General features: G+C 69.0%; 13 protein-coding genes and 1 riboswitch. Of the genes, 7 read left to right on the top strand and 6 right to left on the bottom strand.

The window, feature by feature from the left end:
• The first annotated feature begins 122 nt into the window (after positions 1-122).
• Positions 123-1,070 carry a Nudix family hydrolase gene (locus tag FQY64_RS05095; RefSeq protein WP_146472665.1) on the top strand — a complete coding sequence of 316 codons (948 nt, stop codon included), beginning with the start codon at positions 123-125 and terminating at the stop codon, positions 1,068-1,070.
• A 181-nt stretch (positions 1,071-1,251) separates the two neighbouring features.
• Positions 1,252-1,860: a dephospho-CoA kinase gene (gene coaE / locus FQY64_RS05090; RefSeq protein WP_146472664.1), complete on the top strand. Its 609-nt coding sequence runs from the start codon at positions 1,252-1,254 to the stop codon at positions 1,858-1,860.
• A gap of 132 nt (positions 1,861-1,992) precedes the next feature.
• Here the strand turns inward: coaE and FQY64_RS05085 are convergent, their stop codons facing one another.
• From FQY64_RS05085 to FQY64_RS05060, 6 genes are all read right to left on the bottom strand, one after another.
• Positions 1,993-2,853: a prepilin peptidase gene (locus FQY64_RS05085; protein WP_146472621.1), complete on the bottom strand. Its 861-nt coding sequence runs from the start codon at positions 2,851-2,853 to the stop codon at positions 1,993-1,995.
• A gap of 18 nt (positions 2,854-2,871) precedes the next feature.
• Positions 2,872-4,125, bottom strand: a complete 1,254-nt coding sequence (locus tag FQY64_RS05080) for a type II secretion system F family protein (RefSeq protein ID WP_146472620.1) — start codon at positions 4,123-4,125, stop codon at positions 2,872-2,874.
• A gap of 5 nt (positions 4,126-4,130) precedes the next feature.
• Positions 4,131-5,861, bottom strand: a complete 1,731-nt coding sequence (pilB, locus tag FQY64_RS05075) for a type IV-A pilus assembly ATPase PilB (RefSeq protein WP_146472619.1) — start codon at positions 5,859-5,861, stop codon at positions 4,131-4,133.
• 177 nt (positions 5,862-6,038) lie between these two features.
• Positions 6,039-6,473 (bottom strand): pilin, encoded by a 435-nt coding sequence (locus FQY64_RS05070; RefSeq protein ID WP_146472618.1) that lies wholly within the window; start codon positions 6,471-6,473, stop codon positions 6,039-6,041.
• A gap of 496 nt (positions 6,474-6,969) precedes the next feature.
• Positions 6,970-8,385, bottom strand: a complete 1,416-nt coding sequence (locus FQY64_RS05065) for a sigma-54-dependent transcriptional regulator (protein ID WP_146472617.1) — start codon at positions 8,383-8,385, stop codon at positions 6,970-6,972.
• A 64-nt stretch (positions 8,386-8,449) separates the two neighbouring features.
• A complete protein-coding gene (locus FQY64_RS05060) occupies positions 8,450-10,063 on the bottom strand; it encodes a sensor histidine kinase (RefSeq protein ID WP_386112885.1) in 1,614 nt (537 codons plus the stop codon).
• A gap of 158 nt (positions 10,064-10,221) precedes the next feature.
• Here FQY64_RS05060 and sucC point away from each other — a divergent pair, with 158 nt between their 5' ends.
• The 5 genes from sucC (at position 10,222) to FQY64_RS05035 (ending at position 18,266) form a co-directional block, all read left to right on the top strand.
• Positions 10,222-11,391 carry an ADP-forming succinate--CoA ligase subunit beta gene (gene sucC / locus FQY64_RS05055; protein WP_146472615.1) on the top strand — a complete coding sequence of 390 codons (1,170 nt, stop codon included), beginning with the start codon at positions 10,222-10,224 and terminating at the stop codon, positions 11,389-11,391.
• An 81-nt stretch (positions 11,392-11,472) separates the two neighbouring features.
• Positions 11,473-12,348, top strand: a complete 876-nt coding sequence (gene sucD / locus FQY64_RS05050; protein ID WP_146472614.1) for a succinate--CoA ligase subunit alpha — start codon at positions 11,473-11,475, stop codon at positions 12,346-12,348.
• A gap of 191 nt (positions 12,349-12,539) precedes the next feature.
• Positions 12,540-12,781, top strand: a riboswitch (cobalamin riboswitch).
• 327 nt (positions 12,782-13,108) lie between these two features.
• Entirely contained in the window at positions 13,109-15,436 is a 2,328-nt protein-coding gene (locus FQY64_RS05045; RefSeq protein ID WP_146472663.1) for a ribonucleoside-diphosphate reductase subunit alpha, read from the top strand.
• Positions 15,437-15,577: 141 nt separating this feature from the next.
• Complete coding sequence (locus FQY64_RS05040) at positions 15,578-16,594, top strand: ribonucleotide-diphosphate reductase subunit beta (protein ID WP_146472613.1); 1,017 nt, start codon at positions 15,578-15,580, stop codon at positions 16,592-16,594.
• Between the two features lie 43 nt (positions 16,595-16,637).
• Positions 16,638-18,266: an NAD+ synthase gene (locus FQY64_RS05035; protein ID WP_146472612.1), complete on the top strand. Its 1,629-nt coding sequence runs from the start codon at positions 16,638-16,640 to the stop codon at positions 18,264-18,266.
• The last annotated feature ends 13 nt before the right edge of the window (positions 18,267-18,279 follow it).

Genomic DNA, 18,279 nt, shown 5'->3' with positions numbered 1-18,279 from the left:
GCATTCGGGATTCGAGTGCCCCCCGAACGCAAGGCAGCCCGGATCGCGACGACGGTGCAGCGTCAGCGGAACCGCCAGGGCGGCATCACCGCCAGGACGGCCGCTTTTCCGAATCCCGACTCCTGACTTCCGAATCCCGCGCCATCGACGTCGTCGCCGCCGTCATCCGCGACACGCGCGGGCGCATCCTGCTGGCGCGACGCACGGAAGGCCGCGATCTGGCGGGGCTGTGGGAGTTTCCGGGCGGCAAGCGCGAGCCCGGCGAAACCGCCGAAGGCGCGCTCGCGCGCGAATTGCGCGAGGAGCTCGGGATCGAGATCGAACCCGGCGCGCCGGTGATCCGCGTACCGCAGCGCTATCCCGACAAACACCTGCGGCTGGACGTGCGCGAGCTGGCGGCGTGGAGCGGCGTCGTGCGCGGGCGCGAAGGGCAGGCGCTGGCGTGGGTCCCGCCGCACAAGCTGCACCAGTACGCGATGCCGCCGGCGGACCGGCCGGTGGTGGCGGCGTTGCGCCAGCCGGCCGAGTACCTGGTCACGCCCGCGCCCGGCGACGACGAGGCCGCATGGCTGGCGGCCCTGGATCGCGCGCTCGCCGCCGGCGTGCGCCGCGTGCAACTGCGCGCCCCCGACGCCGAGCCCGCGCGCTGGCACCCGCTCGTGCGGCAGGCGGCGCTCCGGTGCCGCGCCGCCGGTGCGGAGGTGCTGGTGAACGGCGACGTGCGGCTGGCGCAGCAGCTCGGCATCGGCCTGCATCTGCGCGCGACGCAACTGCGTTCGCTGTGGGTGCGCCCGATCGCGGCCGGACAGCCGCTCGCGGCGTCGTGCCACGACCTCGACGAGCTGCGCGCCGCCGAGACGCTCGGCTGCGACTTCGTCGTGCTCGGCCCGGTGAAGCCGACGGCCAGCCATCCGGGACAGGCCGGCCTCGGCTGGGACGGATTCGCGGCGTTGCGCGCGGAAGTCGCGCTGCCGATCTACGCCATCGGCGGCCTGGATCGCAGCGACCTCGCGGAGGCGCGCCGCCACGGCGCGCAGGGGATCGCGGCGATCCGCGGGCTGTGGCCGTGAGGTCTCGCGTCGTCTGCGCGATTCTTGGAACCTGCGACCTCGCGACCGGCGCTCGGGTCCATCGACAGGCTCGGGACGAGCGCAGCGGCGGGAGCCCGTGGGCACGGATCCGCTCCTTCCCCTGCGGCAGCGGGGATAATCGCCGCGGAAGGGCATGCCCATGCCCCGTTTCGAAGCCCGCATGAGCGAATACGTGGTCGGCCTCACCGGCGGCATCGCATCCGGCAAGAGCACGGTCGGCCGCGAGTTCGAACGTCTCGGGGTCGTGGTCGTCGATGCCGACCTCGCCGCGCGCGAGGCCGTCGCGCCCGGCTCGCCCGGGCTCGCCGCCTTGATCGAGCGCTTCGGCGTCGAGGTGCTCGACGCCACCGGCGCGCTCGACCGGGCGGCGATGCGCCGCCGCGTATTCGGCGATCCCGAGGCGCGCCGCGCGCTGGAGGCGATCGTGCATCCGCGCGTGCGCGAGGCGATGCGGCAAGCCTGCCGGGCCGCGCCCGGACCGTATGCCGTCGCGATGATCCCGCTGCTCGCCGAAGCCGGGCGCGAGGCCTACCCGTGGCTGCAGCGGGTGTTGGTCATCGACGTGCCGACCGACGTGCAGCGCGCGCGTCTGATGCTTCGCGACGGTATCGACGCCGGCCTCGCGCAGCGGATGCTGGACGCGCAGGCGTCGCGCGCGCAACGCCTGGCCATCGCCGACGACGTGCTGGTCAACGACGGCAACCCCTTGGCGCTTGCCGGCCACGTGGCCGCCCTCGATCGCCGCTACCGCTCCCTCGCGACCGTGTAGGGGCGGCTTCAGCCGCGATCCGCCGCCCGAAGCGATCGTCCAACCCCGGCCCACGACCGCAGGCCGCGCCCGGCACCGGGATCGCCTTGCGAGCTCGGGCCGCGCCCACTGCGCATCAAGCCCCCAGGGTGCTCAGCCGAGGCCCCAGCGCAGATAGGCGTCGATCAGCTCTCCGCCCCAGAAGAACACGATCCACCCGGCGATCGCCAGATACGGCCCGAACGGGATCGGCGTGCCACGGTCGCGTCCCTTCATCGCCAGCCAGATCGAGCCGACGACGGCGCCGACCAGCGAAGACACGAGGATCGTCGGCAGGATGCCCTTCAGCCCCACCCAGGCGCCGATCGCGGCGAGCAGCTTGAAGTCGCCGTGGCCCATGCCCTCCTTGCCGGTGAGCTGCTTGAACAGCCACCACACGCTCCACAGGCTGAGATAGCCCACCATGGCGCCGAGCAGGGCCGGCTTCACCGGCATGTAGAGGTTGTCGGAGGCCGCCACCAGGCCGAGCCACATCAGCGGCAGGGTCAGCGAATCGGGCAGGTACTGGGTGCGCAGATCGATGCCGGAAAGCGCGATCAGGAACCCGGTGAACACCATCGCGCCGAAGCCCTGCCAGCCGAACCCGAACTGCCAGACGCAGACCAGGAACAGCAGCATCGTCAGCAGTTCCACCAGCGGATACTGCAGCGAGATGCGCGCGCCGCAGCCGCGGCAGCGTCCACGCTGCAACGCGTAGCTCAGCACCGGGATGTTCTCGTACCAGCGCAGCACCCGCTTGCAGTGCGGGCAATGCGAACGCTCGACCACGATCCCGGGCGGCGGCGGATCGTAGACGTCCGGCTGCTCCAGCACTTCGCGCGCATCGCGTTTCCACTGCCACTCCAGCCGCGGCGGCAGGCGCAGGATCACCACATTCAGAAAGCTGCCCACCAGCAGCCCCAACCCGGCCGCGAGCGGATACCCGAGGCCGGGGTTCTGGTCGAGGAATGCCATCGAGCGATCCGCGCTCCGTCAGACCGCGCCGGCGAGCTTGAAGATCGGCAGGTACATGCCAATCACCATGCCGCCGACCAAGACGCCAAGAAAGACCATGATCAGCGGCTCGATCAGGCTGGCCAATGCATCCACCGCGTTGTTCACTTCCTGCTCGTAGTACTCAGCCACCTTGAACAGCATGGCATCCAGCGCGCCAGCCTCTTCGCCGATCGCTGCCATCTGTACCACCATGTGCGGAAACAGATTGGTCTGCTTCATCGCCATGTTGAGCTGATAGCCCACGGCGACATCGTCGCGGATCCGGCGGACCGCTTCCGTGTACACCATGTTGCCGGTTGCGCCCGAAACCGAATCCAACGCCTCGACGAGCGGCACGCCGGCCTTAAACGTGACGGCAAGCGTCCGCGAAAAACGGGCGATGGCGGCGTTGTGCATGATCTGCCCGATCACAGGAACTTTAAGCACTGTGCGATCAAGGAAATGGGCGAAAGCAGGCGAGCGCTTTTTAAGCATGATGAAAGCGACGACCAAGCCGACGGTCCCTAGCAACATGAGCCACCACCACGAGATCATGAAATCGCTCATTGCGATGATCATCTTGGTGAAAGCAGGCAGGTCCGCGTCAAAGCCCTTGAAGACTTCTTCGAACTGCGGGACGACCCAGATCAGAAGGATAGAGCTGACAAGAATGGCAACCGCGACGACCATCGCGGGGTAGAACATCGCCTTCTTGATCTTTCCCTTCAGCGTCTCGATGTTCTCCTTGTAGGTGGCGATCGTGTCGAGTACCGTCTCGAGTACACCCGCGGATTCGCCTGCACGCACCAGGTTGCGGTACAGCTCGTCGAACTGAACCGGATGTTTGCTCAAAGCCTCGTACAACGATGAGCCGCTCTCGATATCGGCGCGAATCGTATTGATGAGCGACTTCATGCGGGGATTCTTCTGGCCGCCCGCGAGGATCTCCATCGAAGTGACGATCGGTACGCCCGACTTCATCATCGTGGCGATCTGGCGGCTGAAAAACGCAATGTCACGAGGTGTGATGGCCCGCCCAGCTCCGCCGAAAAGTGGCTTCGGCTTCGGCTTAACAACCGTCGGCGTGATTCCCTGTCGACGAAGTTCGGCCCGCACCAGGTTGGCATTTCGCGCGGGCACCTCGCCCTTCATCTTCACTCCGCGCTTGTCGGTGCCCTGCCACACGAAGATGGGCAGGGCCTCCGCGCGGCGGACGGTCTCGGGCTTGGCAACGGAACGGGAGGCGGCCATGGGACTCAATCCTTGGTGACGCGGTTGATTTCGGCGAGGCTGGTGATGCCGTTCTTGACTTTCAGCAGGGCGGACTCGCGCAGGTCGCGGATGCCCGCGCGCTTGCACGCTTCGGCGATCTGCATGGCATTGCCGCCCTGCAGCACGATCTGCTGGATCTCTTCCGACATCGGCATCACCTGATAGATGCCGGTGCGGCCCTTGTAGCCTTCGGTGCACTCGGGGCAACCGACCGGCTCGTAGACCTTCAGGCCCGCGGCGATTTCCTCGCGGGTGAACCCTTCGGCCAGCAGGGCGTGTTCGGGCAGATGCACCTCGCGCTTGCACTCGTGCAGGCGGCGCGCGAGGCGCTGGGCGATGACCAGCGTCACCGCCGAGGTGATGTTGTACGGCGCCACGCCCATGTTCATCAGGCGCGCGATGGTCTGCGGCGCATCGTTGGTGTGCAGGGTGGACAGGACCATGTGGCCGGTCTGCGCGGCCTTGATCGCGATCTCCGCGGTCTCGAGGTCGCGGATCTCGCCGACCATGATCACGTCCGGGTCCTGGCGCAGGAACGCGCGCAGCGCGGCGGCGAAGGTCATGCCGCGCTTGACGTTCATCTGCACCTGGTTGATGCCCGGCACGCGGATTTCGACCGGGTCCTCGACGGTGGAGATGTTGCGGTTCTCGTCGTTGAGGATGTTGAGCGCCGTGTAGAGCGAAACCGTCTTGCCCGAGCCGGTGGGGCCGGTCACCAGCACCATGCCGTAGGGCTTCTGGATGGCATCGAGGAACAGGCGCTTCTGGTCCTCCTCGTACCCCAGCTTGTCGATGCCGAGCTTGGCCGCACTGGCGTCGAGCACGCGCAGTACGACCTTTTCGCCGAACAGCGTCGGCAGCGTGCTGACGCGAAAGTCGATCTGCTTGGTCTTGGACAGGTTCAGCTTGATACGGCCGTCCTGCGGCACGCGCTTCTCGGCGATGTCGAGCTGCGCCATCACCTTCAGACGCGCCGCGATGCGCGTGTGCAGCTTCACCGGCACGCGCGCGACCTGCTTGAGCAGGCCGTCGATGCGCACGCGCACGCGGTAGTCGGCTTCGTAGGGTTCGAAATGGATGTCCGAAGCGCCGCGCCGGATGGCGTCGACGAGCACCTTGTTGACGAACTTGACGACCGGGGTGTCGTCGCCCTTCGCATCGACCCCACCGCTGGAGTCAGCCCCTACCTCATCGTCCGCGCTAGATACTTCAAGATTCTCGAGCCCCTCCGCGTCGTCGATCTCGCCTGTGAGCGCATCCGAAGCAGACAGCCACTGCTCAATCATCCGGTGAATGCGCTCCGGATCGACGAGGACTGGCTCTACAGCCAGATTTGTCTGGAACTTGATGTCGTCTAGTGCTCGCGTATTCGTGGGCTCGGAAATGCCAACGAAAAGCCGGTTACCACGCTTGAAAAGCGGTAGCGCTTCATGCCGGCGAATCAGCTCTTCACTGACGAGCTTGATTGCGGAGTGCTGCGCATCAAGCGACTCGACATCAAACAACGGTATGCCGAACTCGACCGAGTTGGCCGCTGCTAGTTGAAGCGCGGTTACGACTTTTTTATCTAACAAGAACTGTGGAAGAGGCTTGCGCTCGGCGCTCGCGGCCGCCATGGCCTCCCGCGCAGCTTGCTCTTCCAGTACCCCATCCAACACCAAGCGTCGGGCGACGCCCGTGATGCCAACCAGGTTGACCGTCGGCAGGCTGCTCATCGTTGCCCCAATCAACTCCCCCTTAGGAGCCTACTCCAAAGCCGCATTGCCGTACACCGTGACTGTGCCGCTTGTGTGAACAAGTAGGAAGTTGGTGTGGGATCAAAGGACAAAGCGTGTGCCTATCACAAAAAAAGCCCCGGCATCGCTGCCGGGGCTTGTCTGCTCTCTGCTCGGTTACCGGCAGGTAGCCGGAACGTGCGATGCCTTGGCGGCCGTCGACGTGCAGGTCCAAGTCACAGGGTCATCCTGGGTGGCTTGCGCAGGGGTCAGCGTCAGCACGGGGTCAGTCGAGGCGCCAGTATTCTGGGTGTTGACGGTAATTTCGCCGCCTTCAGCGATCGTGATGCTGTCAACGTACTCGGTGCCAGCGAACGTATAACCAGTATCGCATCCGGTGCCGCCGCCCTCGACGCCGGCGAGACCGGTCGCGCAGGACGCAGCGGCTTCCGCAACGGCCGTCTTGGCCGCGGCGGCCTGCGCCAGGCCTTCACCAACCTTGGCGCGGATGGTGTAGTCCTGATAGGCCGGCAGAGCCAAGGCCACCAGAATGGCGACGATCGCGATCACGATCATCAGTTCGATCAGCGTGAAGCCTTGCTGGTTCTTCATGAGGTTTTCCCCTAGGAGTGGTTGGACATCACGTGCCCGCTGACCTGGATGAGGTCCTTCGGGCGCCCGTGCAGCGAGCACGTGCACCCGATCATACGCACAAGGCGTGCCAACCTGGGAATCGCGCTTGGGGCCACGGGGCCGGGGTGACGATGATCACGAAGGTCGGCGTCCGCGCGCGATGTCGACCGCCGGCCTGACGCGGCGCGTCACATCCTGACCGGCGTGGCAGGGCTCACGGTGGATGAGCGGCCGTTCGCGGGAGCGTGCGGTGCCGTGCCGCACCTGCAGGAGGCGTGCCGGACATTGCGCAGGATCGGGCCTGCGCGGCGGCGTGCGCGCAGCGGCGAGCTTGGTGGTTGCCGCGGAGCGAGCCGGGTCGGGCAGCGGTCGGCGCCTACGTGACGCCAGTGCGCGGATCGCTGCGGGGGGGGGGCAGGAGGAATCGGACGCGGGCGCAGCGGCAATGCCGCAGGGGGCTGCGAGGGCGAGGCGCCTACTCGATCCCCAGCTTCTTCAGCTTGTAGCGCAGGGCGCGGAAGGTGATGCCGAGGGCGGCGGCGGTCTTGGTCTTGTTGTAGCGGTTTTCCTGCAGCGCCTGGACGATCGCCGCGCGCTCGATTTCCTCGATGAAGCTGGGCAGGGCGCTGGTGCCGGTGTCGCGCGGGCTCAGGGTGCGCGGGTCGACGGCGCCGGGCTTGAGCGTGGGATGCGTCGGCGGCGAGGGGGCGGCGGTGGGCAGGGGCGCAAGCGGGCGCGGCAGGCGCAGGTCGGCGGCGGTGAGTTCGTTGCCGTCGGACAGCGCCATCGCGCGTTCGAGGATGTTCTCCAGCTCGCGCACGTTGCCGGGGAACGGGTATTCGCGCAGCGCGGCGAGCGCGTCCTCGCCGAGGCGCGGCACGGCGCGGCCCTGCTGCAGCGCGAGCCGTTCGAGGATGCGCTCGGCCAGGCCCGCCAGATCCTCCTGGCGCTCGCGCAGCGGCGGCACGCGCAGCTCGATGACGTTGATGCGGTAGTAGAGGTCCTGGCGGAAGCGGCCCTCGGCGACCAGCGCGGCGAGATCCTTGTGCGTGGCCGACAGGATGCGCACGTCGACCGGCACTTCGACGTTGGCGCCGACCGGGCGCACCGACTTCTCCTGGATCGCGCGCAGCAGCTTGACCTGCATCGGCAGCGGCAGCTCGGCGACCTCGTCGAGGAACAGCGTGCCGCCGTCGGCGGCCTGGAACAGGCCGGGCTTGTCGGCGTGCGCGCCGGTGAAGCTGCCCTTCTTGTGGCCGAAGAACTCGCTCTCCATCAGTTCGGCCGGGATCGCGCCGCAATTGACCGGCACGAACGGGCCGCGCGCGCGCGGGCTTTCGCTGTGGATGGTGCGCGCCACCAGTTCCTTGCCGACGCCCGATTCGCCGGCGATGTAGACCGGCGCCTGGCTGCGCGCGACCTTGGCGATGGTGTCGCGCAGCACCGTCATCGCCGGCGAGCGGCCGTACAGGCGCTCGGCGACGGTGTCGCGCGTGCTGCGCCGGCCCTTGTGCAGATCGAGCGCATGGCGGACGAGGTCGCGCAGCACGTTCAGGTCGACCGGCTTGGCGACGAAATCGAACGCGCCCGCCTTGAGCGCCTCGACCGCCGCATCGACGTTGCCGAACGCGGTGATCATCGCCACCGGCGTGTTCGGGTGGCGCGCGCTGATCTCGGCGACCAGGTCGATGCCGGAACCGTCGGGCAGGCGCATGTCGGTCAGGCACAGCGCATAGCGCTCGCGCGCCAGATGGCCGCGCGCTTCGGCGAGACTGGACGCGGTGTCGCAACGCAGGCCCATCCGGCCGAGCGCCATCACCAGGAGCTCGCGGATGTCGCGTTCGTCGTCGACGATGAGGGCGCTGTGCTGCGCGCCGGTGTGCTGGACCATTCTGTCTTTCTCCCCTCGCCGCACGATAGCTCAACGCGCCGCGCCCGGCCAAGCGCGGGCGCGTTCAGCCTGCGGCGGCGAGCAGCGCGCTGGCGGTGGACAGGCGGACGCGGAAGCGGCTTCCGGCGGTGCTGGAGGGCACGTAATCGAGGCTGGCCTGGTTGGCGCGGCAGAGCTCGCGCGCGATGTACAGGCCCAGCCCGGTGCCGTGACCGGAGGTGGTGAAGAAGGGGCGGAACAGGTGCGGAATTGCGGCATCGCTCACGCCCGGACCGCGATCGACGACATCGATCACCGGCGCGCCCAGCGGATCGCGATCCACGCGCAGGGTGACGTCGGCGGCTTCGCCCGGTTGCCGCCCGTAGCGCAGCGCGTTGTTGACCAGCACGGTCAGCACCTGGTGCAACTGGCGCGGATCGAACAGCGCATCGACGCGCTCCTCCGCGCTGTCCGCGTGCAGGCGGTCCTGTTCGAGCGGATGCAGCGCGCCGTACTCGGCGGCGAACTGGCGCACGAAGCCGACCAGCTCGATGTGCTCCGGCTTGGCCGGCTCGCGTCGCGCCATGCCCAGCACGTTCTCGACGATGTTGTTCATGCGGGTGCCCTGCTGGCGGATGATGTCGAGCAGACGGCGGTCCTCGAGCGGGATCTGGCGCGACTCCTGCAGCAGTTGCACGGCGTAGTTGATGGCGGCGAGCGGGTTGCGGATCTCGTGCGCGAGGCTGGCGGCGAAGCGGCCGAGGGTGGCGAGCGTGATCGATTCGGCGCGGCGCGACACCAGCGACGCGTCGTCGAGGAAGATCAGCACCTGGTCGCTGCCGGCCAGCAGGCGCGCGAAGCGCGGCACCACTTCCGGCAGGTCGGGCGCGAGCTTCAGCGGCGTCTCGTCCACCTCGCCGTCGATGCGCCAGCGCGTGAGCCGGCGGCACAGCTCGGGCGCGGCGGCGGCGAGATCGACCGCGTGCGGCGCCGGCTCGCTGCGGTCGCCGTTCTCGCCGAGCAGCAGCATCGCCGCCTCGTTCGCCAGCCGCACGTGGCTGCGGCCGTCCACCACCAGCACCCCGGTGCGCAGGCGACGCAGGATCAGCTCGTTCACCTCGGCGAGATTGGCCGCCTCGGCGGCGCGGCGCTCGGCGAGGTCCTGGCTTGCGCGCATCTCGCGGCCGACGAAGCTGGTCAGCAGCGCGGTGGCCACGTACACCAGGCCGAACATCACCGGTTCCAGCAGGCTCGGTTCGCCGCCGCGGGTGAGGACCGCCCAGCCCCAGTCGCCGATGACGATGGCGGTGGCGCCCAGCGCCACCGCCAGCCCCTGCCGCAGCGGCAGCAGCAGGGCCGCTGCGGCCACGTTGAACAGCAGCATCACCATGATGCTGGTCGCCGCGCCCGGCAGCGCCTGCGATGCCAGCGCCGCGGCGGCCAGGTCGGCGCAGATGCCGACCGCGGCGTGGGTGGCGACCTTGCCGTGGCGGCCGAGCGCGAACAGCACCAGCGCGACCACGGCGTAGGTGACGGCGGTGATCGTGCCGAGCAGCGGCGCGCGCTGCCGGTCGAGGAACGGACCGAACACGAGCAGCGCCAGCAGCGCCGCTTCCAGCAGCCGGTACAGCGTGAAGAAATGCAGCTCGCGCCGCAGGGCGGCGGTGGGCGTGGCCACGGCGGCGGTCGAGGGCGGCACGCCGCGAGTATAGGGGCCCGGCGCGCGCGGCCGCACGGACGAGCGGGCCCGCGCGGGCGGGTGTCTTTTGCCCCGGCGCGCCCGAATCGGCGACAATGGCGGGCTCATGCGCCCGCCCGCTCGCGGCGGCGCTCCCGGTTCACTCCCCTCGGTGACGCATGAATTTCCACGAATATCAGGCAAAGCAGCTGTTCGCCGACTACGGCATCGCCGTGCCGGCCGGCCGTGTGGCCCGCACGCCGGAAGAGGCGGTCGACGCGGCGAAGGCGATCGGCGGCGACTTCTGGGTGGTCAAGGCGCAGATCCACGCCGGCGGCCGCGGCAAGGCCGGCGGCGTCAAGCTGGCGAAGACGCTGGATCAGGTGCGCGAGTACGCGCAGGCGATGCTGGGCACGCGTATGGCCACCTACCAGACGGCCGGCGTCGCGCTGCCGGTGGACACCGTACTGGTGACGCAGGCCACCGACATCGCCAAGGAGCTGTACCTGTCGGTGCTGGTCGACCGCGCGAGCAAGGCGATCACCTTCATCGCTTCCGCCGAGGGCGGCGTCGAGATCGAGAAGGTCGCCGAGGAGAATCCGGAGGCCATCCACACGCTGCACGTCAACTACGTGCAGGGGCTGCAGCCGTTCCAGTGCCGGCAGCTCGGCTTCGCGATGGGCCTGAACGCCAAGCAGGTCGGCCAGCTGACCAAGATCATGCTGGGGCTGTACCGGCTGTTCAACGAGAAGGATCTGTCGCTGGTGGAACTCAATCCGCTGGCGATCCTCACCAACGGCGATCTGGCCGTGCTCGACGGCAAGATCAACTCCGACGACAACGCCTCGTTCCGCCATCCGGAGCTGGTCGCCATGCGCGACATCCGCCAGGAGGACGAGACCGAGGTCAAGGCCAGCCAGCACGACCTCAACTACGTGACCATGGACGGCAACATCGGCTGCATGGTCAACGGCGCGGGCCTGGCGATGGCGACGATGGACGTCATCAAGCTCAACGGCGGCGAGCCGGCGAATTTCCTCGACGTCGGCGGCGGCGCCACCAAGGAGCGCGTCACCGAGGCGTTCAAGCTGATCCTCTCGTCCGACAAGGTGAAGGCGATCTTCGTCAACATCTTCGGCGGCATCGTCCGCTGCGACATGATCGCCGAGGGCATCATCGCCGCGGTCAAGGAAGTGGACGTCAAGGTGCCGGTGATCGTGCGCCTGGAAGGCACCAACGTCGAGGCGGGCAAGGAGCTGCTGAAGAACTCGGGCCTGGCGATCACGCCGGCCGACGACATCAACGACGGCGCGAAGAAGGCGGTCGAGGCCGTCAAGCGGGCCGCCTGACGCATCGCAGGGCGGGCCTGGCCCGACGCTCCTCCTCACTCTTCAACGGCGGGCCGAGGCCCGCCCTACAGGGACAATGCAATGTCCGTTCTGGTCAACAAGAACACCAAGGTCATCGTCCAGGGCTTCACCGGCCAGCAGGGCACCTTCCATGCCGAGCAGATGCTCGACTACGGCACGAAGGTGGTCGGCGGCGTGACGCCCGGCAAGGGCGGCAGCGAGCATCTCGGCCTGCCGGTCTTCAACACCGTGCAGGACGCGGTCGACGAGACCGGCGCCGACGCCTCCGTCATCTACGTGCCGCCGCCGTTCGCGGCCGACGCGATCCTCGAGGCCGCCGACGCCGGCATCAAGGTGATCGTGGCGATCACCGAAGGCATCCCGGTGCTCGACATGCTGCGCGTGAAGAACGTGCTGCGCGGCTATGACGACGTCGTGCTGATCGGCCCGAACTGCCCCGGCATCATCACCCCGGGCGAGTGCAAGATCGGCATCATGCCGGGCCACATCCACAAGCCGGGCAAGGTCGGCATCGTGTCGCGCTCCGGCACGCTGACTTATGAAGCGGTCAAGCAGACCACCGACGCCGGCCTCGGCCAGTCGACCTGCATCGGCATCGGCGGTGACCCGATCCAGGGCATGAACTTCATCGATGCCCTGCGCCTGTTCCAGGACGATCCGCAGACCGAGGCGATCATCATGGTCGGCGAGATCGGCGGCAGCGCCGAGGAGGAGGCCGCCGAGTTCATCGCCGAGTACGTCACCAAGCCGGTGGTCGGCTTCATCGCCGGCGCCTCGGCACCGAAGGGCAAGCGCATGGGCCATGCCGGCGCGATCGCCTCCGGCGGCAAGGGCACCGCGGAAGGCAAGTTCGCGGCGCTGGAGAAGGCCGGGGTGACCACCGTGCGTTCGCCGGGCGATCTCGGTGCGGCGGTGGCGAAGCGCCTGCACGGCTGACGGCGGCACCACCGCCAGAGTTGGAAAAAAGGCCGCCTTCGGGCGGCCTTCGCTTTGGGGGTGAATCGCTCGTCGCCACTCCATGCGACTGGTGGTCGGTGGCGTGGATCCGCGCCAGATCGAGCAGGCGGTGCGCGACATCCAGGCAGCCTGAATGCCGCATGTTGTGTTGACCTGGACGGATGATCCCCCTATCTTGTGGTCGTCGCTGGTGCCGAACCCCGCCAGGGGGAGGCTGAAATGGGAATCCGGTGCGGTCTGTCGTCCCGCGGGGCGAAGGCCAATTCCGGAGCTGCCCCGCAGCGGTAACCGGGAACGACCCGCGTCATCAGGCACTGGCCAGGCACATGGCCGGGAAGCGACGCGCAGTAGGCCGGCGGCACCCGCCGCTCCGCCCGGAAGCCCGAAGACCTGCCGCGACCGGACGTCGTGCCGACGTCCGCTTGGCCAGGCGTTCCTCGCGGGAGGACGCGGTCGCAGCGCGGGCGGGGTGCCGTCCGCGTTCCGTCCGTTTCCGCCGTGCGCAACGCCGGCTCGCCCGAGGGGGCGAGGGCCGGTGCTCGCGCGGCGGGGCTTCGGGCTCGCCGCGGGTCGCGCCGCTTTCGCTTCCTCTCCACCCACTGGAGAGGACAGCCGCATGCATTCCCTGACCGAAACCGACCTGGCGCAGGCCGTCCGGCGCGACGCCGGCGCGCCTGCGCCCGAACCGCGCGCCGCGCAATCCGCGTTCCAGCTGACCCCGCCGCACCAGCCCGCGACCATGACCGTCACCAAGCGCGACGGCCGCCGCGAGCCGGTGGACGTGAACAAGATCGTGCGCGCGGTGCAGCGCTGGGCGTTCGGGCTCGACGAGATAGACCCGATGCGGGTGGCGCTGAAGACCATCGCCGGCATCTACGACGGCGCCACCACCCGCGAGCTGGACGAGCTCTCGATCCGCACCGCCGCCGCGTTCACCGCCGAGGAACCGCAGTACGCGCGCCTGGCCGCGCGCCTGCTCGCCGCCTACGTGGACAAGGAGGTGACCGGCCTGGGCGTGCATTCGTTCTCGCAGTCCATCGCGCTCGGCCACGAACTGGGCCTGATCGGCGACCGCGTGCACCACACGGTGCAGGCCCATGCGCGCAAGTTCAACGACGCGGTGGACCCGGCGCAGACCCTGCGCTTCGAGTACTTCGGCCTGCGCACGCTGTACGACCGCTACCTGCTGCGCCATCCGCACAGGCGCTGCGTGATCGAGACCCCGCAGCAGTTCTTCATGCGCATCGCGGTGGCGCTGACCGAGACCCCGGCCGAGGCGCTGGAGCTGTACCGGCTGATGTCCTCGCTCGACTACCTGCCGAGCTCGCCGACCCTGTTCAACGCCGGCACCCGCCACGAGCAGCTGTCCTCGTGCTTCCTGCTGGACTCGCCGCAGGACACGCTGGCCGACATCTATGCCCGCTACGGCGAGGTCGCGCAGCTGTCCAAGTTCAGCGGTGGGATCGGTCTGGCGTACTCGCGGATCCGCGCACGCGGGGCGCTGATCCGCTCCACCAACGGCCGCAGCAACGGCATCGTGCCGTGGCTGAAGACCCTCGACGCCTCGGTGGCCGCGGTGAACCAGGGCGGCAAGCGCAAGGGCGCGGCCTGCATCTACCTGGAGACCTGGCACGCCGACATCGAGGAGTTCCTGGAGCTGCGCGACAACACCGGCGACGAGATGCGCCGCACCCACCACCTGAACCTGGCCAACTGGGTGCCGGACCTGTTCATGCGCCGGGTGGAGGCCGACGCGCCGTGGTCGCTGTTCGACCCGGGCACGGTGCCGGAGCTGCCGGACCTGTGGGGCGAGGCCTTCGAGCGCGCCTACGAGCAGGCCGAGCGCCAGGGCCTGGCGGTGAAGACGCTGCCCGCGCGCGAGCTGTACGCGCGGATGATGAAGACCCTGGGCGAGACCGGCAACGGCTGGATGACGTTCAAGGACACGGCCAACCGCACCTGCAACCAGGTCGGCCCCGGCCGCACCGTGCACCTGTCGAACCTGTGCACCGAGATCCTGGAAGTGACGTCGCGGGACGAGACCGCGGTGTGCAATCTCGGCTCGATCAACCTCGGCCAGCACCTGCGCACCGACGAGGACGGCAAACCCGCCTTCGATTTCGACCGCCTGGCCGAGACCGTGCGCATCGCGGTGCGGCAGCTCGACCGGGTGATCGACCTGAACTTCTATCCGATCGAGTCGGCGCGCCGCTCCAACCTGCGCTGGCGGCCGGTGGGGCTGGGGGTGATGGGCCTGCAGGACGTGTTCTTCCGGCTGCGCCTGCCGTTCGACTCGCCCGAGGCGCTGGCGCTTTCGACGCAGATCGCCGAGCGCATCTACCGCCATGCGCTGGAAACCTCGTGCGAACTGGCCGAACGGCACGGCCCGCACCCGGCCTTCGCCGAAACCCGCGCCGCGCAGGGACTGCTGCAGTTCGACCTGTGGGGCGTGACCCCGGGCGAGCCGGAGGCGTGGGCGGCGCTGAAGGCGCGCATCGCCCGCCACGGCCTGCGCAACTCGCTGCTGGTGGCGATCGCGCCCACCGCCACCATCGCCTCGATCGCCGGCTGCTACGAGTGCATCGAGCCGCAGGTGAGCAACCTGTTCAAGCGCGAGACGCTCTCCGGCGATTTCCTCCAGGTCAACCGTTATCTGGTGGAGGAGTTGAAGAAGCTCGGCCTGTGGACCGCGGAGGTGCGCGATGCGATCAAGCTCGCCGAAGGCTCGATCCAGGACGTGCCGGGCATTCCCGACGCGCTCAAGGCGATCTACCGCACCGCGTGGGAGCTGCCGCAGAAGGCGCTGATCGACCTGGCCGCGGCGCGCGGGCCGTACCTGGACCAGTCGCAGTCGCTGAACCTGTTCATGGAGAGCCCGAACATCGGCCGGCTCTCGTCCATGTACATGTACGCGTGGAAGCGCGGCCTGAAGACCACCTACTACCTGCGCTCGCGCCCGGCCACGCGCATCGCCAAGGCGACGGTGGGCGCGGCGGGGGCCTACACGCCGCAACAGTCGCTGGCCTGCTCGCTCGAGAACCCCGAGAGCTGCGAGGCCTGCCAGTAAGCGCGGGCCGCAACCCGCTCCCCATCCCCATGCGCGGGGAGGGGATTCGACCCTGCGGGGGCGACGCGGCGGTTGCGAGGTCGGCCGCGCACACGGACGTGGCCGCCGCGTCGTTCCTGCTCCCTTCTTCCGGAGATTCCGATGTCCACCGCGCCAACCCGCCTGCTCGACCCCGGCTTCGAACTCACGCTGCGGCCGATGCGCTACCCGCAGTTCTACGAGATGTACCGCGCCGCGATCCGCAACACCTGGACCGTGGAAGAGGTGGACTTCGGCATCGACGTCAACGACCTGCGCCACAAGCTCACCGCGGCCGACCGACACCTCATCGAGCGCCTGGTGGCGTTCTTCGCCACCGGCGATTCGATCGTGGCCAACAACCTGGTGCTGAACCTGTACCAGCACATCAACGCGCCCGAGGCGCGCATGTACCTGTCGCGGCAGCTGTTCGAGGAAGCGCTGCACGTGCAGTTCTACCTGACCCTGCTGGATGCCTACATCCCGGACCCGGCGCGCCGCGCCGAGGCGTTCGCCGCGGTGGAGAACATCCCCTCGATCCGGGCCAAGGCGGCGTTCTGCTTCCGCTGGATGGATTCGATCCACGCGCTTGACCGGCTGCGCACGCGCGAGAACCGACGCGCGTTCCTGCTCAACCTGATCTGCTTCGCCTGCTGCATCGAGGGGCTGTTTTTCTTCGCCGCGTTCGCCTACGTCTGGTTCCTGCGCTCGCGCGGCCTGCTGCCGGGGCTGGCCGCGGGCACCAACTGGGTGTTCCGCGACGAATCCGGGCACATGGCCTTCGCCTTCGAGGTGATCCGCACCGTGCGGGCGGAGGAGCCGGAATTGTTCGACGCGCAGATGGAGCGCGAGGTGCGGGCGATGCTGCACGAGGCGGTGGCGGTGGAGGCCGCGTTCGCCGACGACGTGCTGTCCGGCGGAGTGAACGGCTTGTCGCCCCGGGAGATGCGCCAGTACCTGGAATACGTCGCCGACCTGCGCCTGGCCGCGCTCGGGCTGGCGCCGGAGTACGGGGCGCGCAACCCGTTCCCGTTCCTGGAGCTGCAGGACGTGCAGGAGCTGACCAATTTCTTCGAGCGGCGGGTGTCGGCCTACCAGGTCGGGATCGGCGGCGAGGTGGCGTTCGGAGAGGCGTTCTGAGGGCGGGTACACTGCGCGCCTGGTGGTCTGGCAGAGGTACCGCATGACGCTCCGTATCGCCTTGGCGCAGTTCGATTTCCCGGTCGGGGCCGTGCACGCCAATGCCGAGCGCATCGCGGCGATGATCGCCGAGGCGCGCGACGAGTACGGCGCGCACCTGGTGGTGTTTCCGGAGCTCGCGATCAGCGGCTATCCGCCGGAGGACCTGCTGCTGCGCCCGAGCTTCCTGGCCGATTGCGAGGCGGCGATCCGACAGGTGGCGGAGGCCGCGCGCGGGATCGTGGCGGTGGTGGGCTGGCCGGAGAGCGCCGGCGCGGTGGTCTACAACGCGGCGAGCGTGCTGCGCGACGGCGCCCTCGCGCACACCTACCGCAAGCGCGAGCTGCCGAACTACGCGGTGTTCGACGAGCGCCGCTACTTCGCGCGCGATCCGGACGGGGAGACGTGCGTGTTCGAGGTCGCCGGCGTGCCGGTCGGGCTTCTGATCTGCGAGGACGTCTGGTTTCCCGAGCCGCTGGCGGACACCGTCGCCGCCGGCGCGCGCGTGGTGGTGGTGCCGAACGCCTCGCCGTTCGAGCAGGACAAGCACGTGCAGCGCGACTGCCTGCTGGAGGAGCGCGCGCGCGAGCACGGGGTCGGCATCGCCTATCTCAACCTGGTGGGCGGGCAGGACGCGCTGGTGTTCGACGGCGCGTCGGTGCTGGCCGACGGCGACGGCCGCGTGCATCCGGCGGCCTCGGCGTTCGTCGAACAGTGGCTGGTGGCCGACTACGACGCGCAGGCGCGCCGCTTCCTGCCGCTGCAATGGCAGGAGGACGGCGACGAATCGCGCGAGGCGCTGACCTGGCGCGCGCTGGTGCGCGGGTTGCAGGACTACTGCCGCAAGAACGGCTTCGATCGCGTGTGGCTCGGGTTGAGCGGCGGGATCGATTCGGCGCTGGTGCTGGCGATCGCGGTCGATGCGCTCGGCGCCGACCGCGTGACCGCGGTGCGCTTGCCGTCGCGCTACACGGCGGACCTGTCGAACGACCTCGCCGCCGAGCAGTGCGCCGAGCAGGGCGTGCGGCTGCTGACGATTCCGATCGAGGCGCCGTTCCAGGGCTTCCTCGACGCGCTCGCCGAGCCGTTCGCCGGGCGCGATCCCGACGTCGCCGAGGAAAACCTGCAGTCGCGCTGCCGCGGCGCGCTGCTGATGGCGCTCGCCAACAAGTTCGGCGGGCTGCTGCTCACCACCGGCAACAAGAGCGAATACGCGGTCGGCTACGCGACGATCTACGGCGACATGTGCGGCGGCTACGCGCCGCTGAAGGACGTCTACAAGACCGAGGTGTACCGGCTGGCGCGCTGGCGCAACACGGTGGGCGATCCGGTGATCCCGATGGGCGTGATCGAACGCCCGCCGTCGGCCGAGCTGCGGCCGAACCAGACCGACCAGGACTCGCTGCCGCCGTACGACGTGCTCGACGCCATCCTGCTGCGCCATGTCGACCAGGAGCAGTCGCGCGAGGAGATCGTCGCCGCCGGCTTCGATGCCGCCACCGTCGACAAGGTGCTGCGGCTGGTGCGCATCGGCGAGTGGAAGCGGCACCAGGCGGCGCCGGGACCGAAGGTGTCGCGGCGCGCGTTCGGCCGCGAGCGGCGCTATCCGATCAGCAATGGCTATCGCGGCTGAGGCGGCGCGTCCG

This window comes from Vulcaniibacterium thermophilum (assembly GCF_007923255.1).
Lineage (GTDB): Bacteria > Pseudomonadota > Gammaproteobacteria > Xanthomonadales > Xanthomonadaceae > Lysobacter_F > Lysobacter_F thermophilum.
Note: the sequence above shows the minus strand (reverse complement) of the source record. Positions and strands in the feature narration are given on the sequence as shown.